This is a genomic window from Caulobacter sp. HMWF025 (assembly GCF_003060965.1).
In the GTDB taxonomy this organism is placed as follows: Bacteria; Pseudomonadota; Alphaproteobacteria; order Caulobacterales; family Caulobacteraceae; genus Caulobacter.
This window is the reverse complement of the sequence record NZ_QAII01000001.1, coordinates 45,298-51,816: the sequence shown is the minus strand read 5'-3', so window position 1 is coordinate 51,816 and position 6,519 is coordinate 45,298. Positions and strand designations below refer to the sequence as shown.

The following is a 6,519-nucleotide window of genomic DNA, read 5'->3' as shown; positions in this document are numbered from 1 at the left end:
CCGCCTCTATGCGGCGACCCTCGCGGACTTTGTCCGGTCGCTAGCCTAGGCTTCGTTCCCGGACAAAGCGGAAAAGGGCCAGCCCGGCCAGGACCGTCGCTGCGCCCCACAGGGCCAGGACCCCCAGTCGCAGATAGGCCAGGGCCCCGAGGGCCCCGCCGAGGGTCAGGCCCGCCCAGAGCATGACGTACGGCCCCCAGGCCCAGCGGTCGCCGCCCGTCAGGGCAGCCGCAATGCGCTGACCGGCCTTGACCAGCGCGCCGGTCATATAGGTCAGCCCCACCCCGACATCGCCGTTGCGCTGGAAGACGGCATTCTCGGCCCCCATGGCCAGGACCATGGCTGCGACACCGACAGGGTCGTGGCCGAGCGAAATCAGGCCGGCGGCGGTCGCCAGCAGAAGGGCCTCCAGGCCCATGACCATGGCCCGGCGGCCCTCCCCCGCCCGGTTGGCCACCAGGGCGCCCAGCACCACCCCGGCCACGAACAGCGCGATCAGGACCAGGGCGGTCAGCGCCGCTTCAAGGTGACCGGTCGCCAGCCCCACCCCCAGTCGGGTGGAATTGCCGCTCATGAACGAGACGAAGAACCCGCCAAGCTTCAGAAAGCCGATGGCGTCGACATAGCCCGCCACACCCGACAGGGCGGCGGCCAGGGCGATGTCGTTCTTGCCGTAGTCTTTCACATCCGCTCCTTGCGACCTGAAACGCGCGCACCCAAATGCGCCGGACGTGAGGCCGATTGTCGCGCAGCTTCCAGTAACCACGCCCGATCAGAGTGTTGTCACTTTTCCTCAGCATCATGGGCACCATGGAATCGCTCCTGCCGCAAATCACCGAAGTGATCGCCCAGAACAGCCTCTGGGCGGGGCTGATCCTGTTCATCCTCACCCTGCTCGAAGCCCTGCTCCTGGTCGGCCTGCTGATCCCGATCGTGGCGGTGATGCTGATGGCCGGGGCCCTGGTGGCCCAGGGGGCCCTGCATCCGGTCGAAGCGATCCTGTGGTGCAGCGCCGGGGCCGTCGTCGGTGATGCGATCTCCTACCTGCTCGGCCGCGGGCTTGGAGCGCGCCGCCTGGCCCGCGGCCTGCTGGCCGGTCATCGCCGTCTGTTCGCCCGAGCCCGCCTGCTGTCGCGCCGCCACGGCGTTATTGCCATCGCGGCTGCGCGCTTCATGGGACCGGTGCGGCCGTTCATTCCGATCGTGGCGGGCATGTCGCGGGCCCGGCCCTGGGCGTTTCAGGCCGCCAGCGCCGCGACCGCCCCACTTTGGGTGATCTCGCTGCTCGCGCCCGGCTATCTGGCGGCCCGCAATCTTGACCTGCTGCTGACCGACCCGGTCGCCGGCACAATCGTAGCCCTCGCGGCCGCCCTGCTTTGTCTGGCCGTCTATCTGGCCGCCCGACGCCTTCTGGCCCCGCAGGCCCGCGCCGTCCGCGTCGCCGCCTGATCCACAAGCAAAAAAGGCCGGCGGATCGCTCCGCCGGCCTCTTGCTGTCGTTAAGGCGGGAAAGCCTTAGCCGACGATCTGGTCGTCCGTGAAGAACTGGGCGATTTCAATCGCGGCGTTCTCCAGGCTGTCCGAACCGTGGACCGAGTTTTCGCCGATCGAGAGGGCGAACAGCTTGCGGATGGTGCCTTCGTCAGCGGCGGCCGGGTTGGTGGCGCCCATGACTTCGCGGTACTTGGCCACGGCGCCTTCGGCTTCCAGGACCTGCACGACGACCGGCTCGGCGATCATCTGGCCGACCAGTTCGCCGTAGAACGGACGCTCGGCGTGAACTTCGTAGAACTTCTTGGCCTGGGCTTCGGTCAGGTGGACGCGACGCTGGGCGACGATGCGCAGGCCGGCGGCCTCGATCACCGCGTTGATGGCGCCGGTCAGGTTGCGACGCGTGGCGTCCGGCTTGATGATCGAGAAGGTGCGTTCGGTCACGAAGATATCTCACACATAAAGTTGTGAATTGGGAGGTTGCGGGCTTATAGCCGGGCGCTTGCTCCCCGCCAACCCGCTGCGTAGTCGTCCCGTCAAATGCTTCAGATCAAAGACCTGACCTTCAATGCCTGGGGACGGAAGTTTTTCGACCACGCCAGCGTCAACCTGCCGCCCGGAGCCAAGGTCGGCCTCATCGGTCGCAACGGCGTCGGCAAGTCGACCCTGTTCAAGCTGGTGCTGGGCCAGCTTCACGCCGGTGACGACGAGATCAGCCTCCCGAAGTCCGCCCGCATCGGTTCGGTCGACCAGGAGCACCCCGCCACGCCCGTCAGTCTGCTCGACACGGTGCTGGAAGCCGACGAGGAGCGTCACAGCCTGCTGACGCGCCTGGAGACGGCTGATCCGGAGGAAATGGGCGAGATCTGGAACCGGCTGATCGAAATCGACTCCGACGCGGCCCCGGCCAAGGCCTCGGAAATTCTTTCGGGCCTGGGCTTCTCGCAGGAGGACCTGCAACGGCCGATGAGCGAGTTCTCCGGCGGCTGGCGGATGCGCGTGGCCCTGGCCGCGGCCCTGTTCTCCGAGCCGGACATGCTGCTGCTGGACGAACCGACCAACTATCTCGACCTGGAAGGGGCCCTGTGGCTGGAAGCCCGGCTGCAGAAGTATCCGCACACCGCCCTGATCGTCAGCCACGACCGCGAGCTGCTCAACAACAGCTGTACGCACATGCTGCACCTGGCCGGCGGCAAGCTGGAGCTCTACACCGGCGGCTACGACGACTTCGAGAAGCGCCGCGCCGAAAAGGCCCGCCTGCAGCTGTCGGCCAAGGCCAAGCAGGACGCCGAGCGCGCCCACCTGCAGGCCTTCGTCGATCGCTTCAAGGCCAAGGCCTCAAAGGCCGCCCAGGCCCAGTCGCGCATGAAGCGCCTGGCCAAGATGGAGCCGGTGGCCACCACGATCGAAGAGCGCGTCGCGCCCTTCACCCTGCCCTCACCGCCGCGTCCCCTGGCCCCGCCGCTGATCCGGCTGGAGCGAGCCAATGTAGGCTACGAGGCCGGACGTCCGATCCTCAAGAACCTCAACCTGCGCATGGACCTGGATGACCGCATCGGCCTGCTGGGCGTCAACGGGGCCGGCAAGTCGACCTTCGCCAAGATGATCGCCGGGGCCCTGGACATCCAGTCGGGCGAACTGCACCGCGACCGCAAGATGAAGGTCGGCTGGTTCCACCAGCACCAGATCGAGGCCATGGACCCGGTCGACACCCCGCTGGAGATTATCCGCCGGGCCATGCCGGACGCCTCGGAAAGCTCGCGCCGCTCGAAACTGGCCCAGTTCGGGCTCGGCTTCGAAAAGCAGGAGACGACGGTCGCCAATCTGTCAGGCGGCGAGCGCGCGCGCCTGCTGCTCAACATGGTGGCGATGGACGCGCCGCACATGCTGATCCTCGACGAACCGACCAACCACCTCGACATCGACAGCCGCCGGGCCCTGCTGGACGCCCTGAATGACTATGAGGGCGCGGTGATCCTGATCACCCACGACCGTTCGCTGATGGAACTGGTCGCCGACCGCCTGTGGCTGGCGGCTGACGGCACCGTCAAACCGTTCGACGGCGACATGGACGAGTATGCCAGGTTCGTGCTGGACCGCGCCAAACAGGCGGTGAAACCCACCCAGGTGGCGCGCGAGCCGGCCAAGGCCGAAACGGCTTCGGCCGCCCCCCGCAAGGCGGTCGCCATCGAGCCCCTGAAGCGCAAGATCGAGGCCGCCGAACAGGTCGTAACCCGCACGACGCGCCAGGTGGCCGAACTCGACGCCCAGCTGGCCGATCCCCAGATCTACAAGAACCCGACCAAGGTCGCCGAGCTGACCAAGCGGGTCAGCAGCGCCAGGGCCAAGCTTGAAGACGCCGAGGCGACCTGGATGGCGCTGGCCGAGGAGCTGGCCGAAGCCCAGGGCTGATCCGGTCAGGCGGCCAGGGCGGCCGCGATGGTGCCGACCAACGAGGCGACGGTCATCGGTTTGGCGATCGATCCGTTGAACACCGAAGCGGTCGGACCGGAGCGGACGTCGGCAGAGAAGGCAAGGATCGGCGCACCGGCACAGGGACCATGACCGGCGCGGATCTGCTCGGCTGCCCGGATCCCGTCCAGGCGGGGCATGCGCAGATCCATCAGGATCAGGTCGAAACTGCCCCCCTCGGCGGCCCGGACCCCCTCTTCCCCGTCGACGGCTTCGGAAACATCCACTGAAAAGGCCTCGAGGACCGTGCGGACCAGTTCCCGGTTGGCGGCGTTGTCATCGACCACCAGCACACGACAACCGGGTGGCAGCACCGGCAAAGGCGGCAAGGCCACGGGGACCGCCTCGTTCCTGTCGACCGGAGGCCGGACCGGCAATTCGAAGGCAAAGCGGGAGCCCTCGCCCAGCCGGCTGGCCACCCGGATGGAGCCGCCCATGGCCTCGACCAGCCCCCGGGAGATCGCCAGGCCCAGTCCCGCCCCGCCGTGCTGGCGGCTGATCGAGGAGTCGATCTGGGAGAACCGGGTGAAGAGCCGTCCGATGTCCTCCGGCGCGATCCCCTGCCCGGTATCCTGCACGCCGACATCCAGCCGTCCGGCCGCCGCGTCATAGGCGAGATCCACGGCCGCGCCGCCCTGGCTGGTGAACTTGATGGCATTGCCGACGAGGTTCAGCAGCACCTGCCGGACACGATCGGGATCGGCCTCAAGCGGTTCGGGGATGCCCTCCAGTCCGCTGGCCGTCAGGGTCAGTCCCTTTGCCGAGGCCTGGGGCCCAAAGATTTCGAGTACGTCCCGAACCAGGTCCGGCAGCGAAACCGGACGCGGCCTGATCTGCATCTGGCCGGCATCGAGCTTTGAAAAATCCAGGATGTCGTTGATCGTCGCCAGCAGCGCGGTACCGCCATCAATGATCCGGGCCAGATGCCGACGGTTGACGGGGCTGAGGTCGGGCTGGCCCTCGATCATGCCGGCAAAGCCGAGGACAGCGGTCAGGGGCGTCCGCAGCTCATGGCTCATATTGGCCAGGAACTCGCCCTTGGCGGCGGCGGCGGCCTCGGCCCGCACCTGCGATTCCCGCAGCTGCTGCTCCATGGCCTTGCGGTCGGTGACATCGCGCACGACGTCGGTGATGCCGATCTTGCGGCCGGTGACCGGGTCGCGGGCCAGGGTCGGGCGTGACTCAAGCCACAGCATCGAACCGTCCTTGCGGAAGGCGCGGTATTCGATGCGGTCGGTCGGGGCCAGACCGCCCTTGACCTGATCGACACTGAACTGCGTGACGCTGTCGAAATCGTCCGGATGCACCAGCTCGATGGCCCGGTGGCCGATCATCTCTTCCGGCTGATAGCCCAGCATGGCGACCGACGAGGGCGACATGTAGGTGACCTTGCCGGTGAGATCGCTGTGGATGATCAGGTCGAGCGCGTTCTCGGTCAGCATGCGATAGCCGGCCTCGCTGCGGGTCACCGCCTCGCTGGCCCGCTCCATGCGGTCGAGGATGTAGCGGCGCTGGCGCTGAAAGGCCGCTACCGGCAGGCTGACAAAGATCGACACCGCCAGGAACACCTGCAGCAGGACCAGCTGCATGACCGGATGGTTGGATACAGTCTGGAGCGGACCGAAGCCGGTCATCGTGGCGATGATGGCGATGGTGGCGACGATGACCGCCCCGACCACAGCCCCCAGCACTTCAAGTTGCCACGCCACCAGCAGCATCATCGGCGGGATCACAAACAGCAGGGGAAACCGGAAAGCGAAGAAGACTGTCAGAGAGACGGCAATCAGTCCCAGCATCGCCAGGGCACCGCTAAGGGACGGCCCCCGTTCGGCCAGATAGGTGCGGGCCTGGCTCAGGACCAGCAGACAGGGCGTGAGGGTCAGAACGCCCAGAATATCGCCCAGCACCCAGACCCAGAGATTGCCCCAGAGGTCGCCACCCCGCGTGAGCGTATGAAAGGCTGCCGCTGCAGCCCCTGTCACCAGCGGCACGAGGATACCGGCCAGAACGACAAAGATGACCATGTGCCTGGGCCGTCCCAGGTCGAACTCTTGCCCCAGCAAGCGCCGGACCGCCCAGGCACAGAGGCCTGTCTGAACGATATTGGCCGTCGTCAGGACGAAACTGATCCCCGGCGCGTCGCCGGCATGGGCCCCGGCGGCCAGTCCGCCGATCAGGGCCCCGGCCAGCAACCAGGGCCAGCGCTGCGTTTCGACGGCGAGCAGACAGGCGATGACGAAGGCGTTGGAAAGCCAGATCGGTGTAACCACGCCATAGGCGCGCGGCACCTCGACACAGACATAGGCCAGGAGCGCATAGCCCACAGCGGCCAGCAGGCTCAATGACACCGTCTTGACGGTGTCGCCTTGCCTACCGGACGCGTGCTCGGTCGTTGCGGGCATGGATCGGATCATCCGCGTGGAATCACGTGGTCCGACCTTTATTTCACTACATTGCGCAGGCTGCCAGCCGAACGTGGGTCTGCGACGGGCTGGACCAAACCCAAAAGACCATATGGTCCCAGGTCATGGGTTGAAGCCGCCCCATGACCTGCAG

The 6,519-nt window shown here is 67.0% G+C and carries 5 protein-coding genes; 2 read left to right on the top strand and 3 right to left on the bottom strand.

The features are described from left to right. Positions 1 to 40 precede the first annotated feature (40 nt). Positions 41 to 685, bottom strand: coding sequence for a YoaK family protein (locus DBR10_RS00220; RefSeq protein ID WP_108556065.1), 645 nt, complete (start codon positions 683 to 685; stop codon positions 41 to 43). Between the two features lie 95 nt (positions 686 to 780). Here DBR10_RS00220 and DBR10_RS00215 point away from each other — a divergent pair, with 95 nt between their 5' ends. Further along, entirely contained in the window at positions 781 to 1,449 is a 669-nt protein-coding gene (locus tag DBR10_RS00215; protein ID WP_233243117.1) for a DedA family protein, read from the top strand. A 66-nt stretch (positions 1,450 to 1,515) separates the two neighbouring features. Here the strand turns inward: DBR10_RS00215 and ndk are convergent, their stop codons facing one another. Next, on the bottom strand, positions 1,516 to 1,935 hold the full coding sequence (gene ndk, locus DBR10_RS00210; RefSeq protein WP_108504626.1) for a nucleoside-diphosphate kinase: 420 nt from the start codon (positions 1,933 to 1,935) through the stop codon (positions 1,516 to 1,518). A gap of 96 nt (positions 1,936 to 2,031) precedes the next feature. Between ndk and DBR10_RS00205 the strand changes: the two genes are divergently transcribed. Continuing rightward, entirely contained in the window at positions 2,032 to 3,903 is a 1,872-nt protein-coding gene (locus tag DBR10_RS00205; RefSeq protein WP_108504625.1) for an ABC-F family ATP-binding cassette domain-containing protein, read from the top strand. Positions 3,904 to 3,908: 5 nt separating this feature from the next. Here the strand turns inward: DBR10_RS00205 and DBR10_RS00200 are convergent, their stop codons facing one another. Further along, a complete protein-coding gene (locus tag DBR10_RS00200) occupies positions 3,909 to 6,365 on the bottom strand; it encodes an MASE1 domain-containing protein (protein WP_108504627.1) in 2,457 nt (818 codons plus the stop codon). Positions 6,366 to 6,519: the final 154 nt, after the last annotated feature.

What these genes read in the sequence shown, in the direction of transcription:
- DBR10_RS00205 (WP_108504625.1), top strand. Translation starts at nt 2,032, where the DNA reads ATGCTTCAGATCAAAGACCTGACCTTCAATGCCTGGGGACGGAAGTTT.
- DBR10_RS00200 (WP_108504627.1), bottom strand. Translation starts at nt 6,365, where the DNA reads ATGCCCGCAACGACCGAGCACGCGTCCGGTAGGCAAGGCGACACCGTC.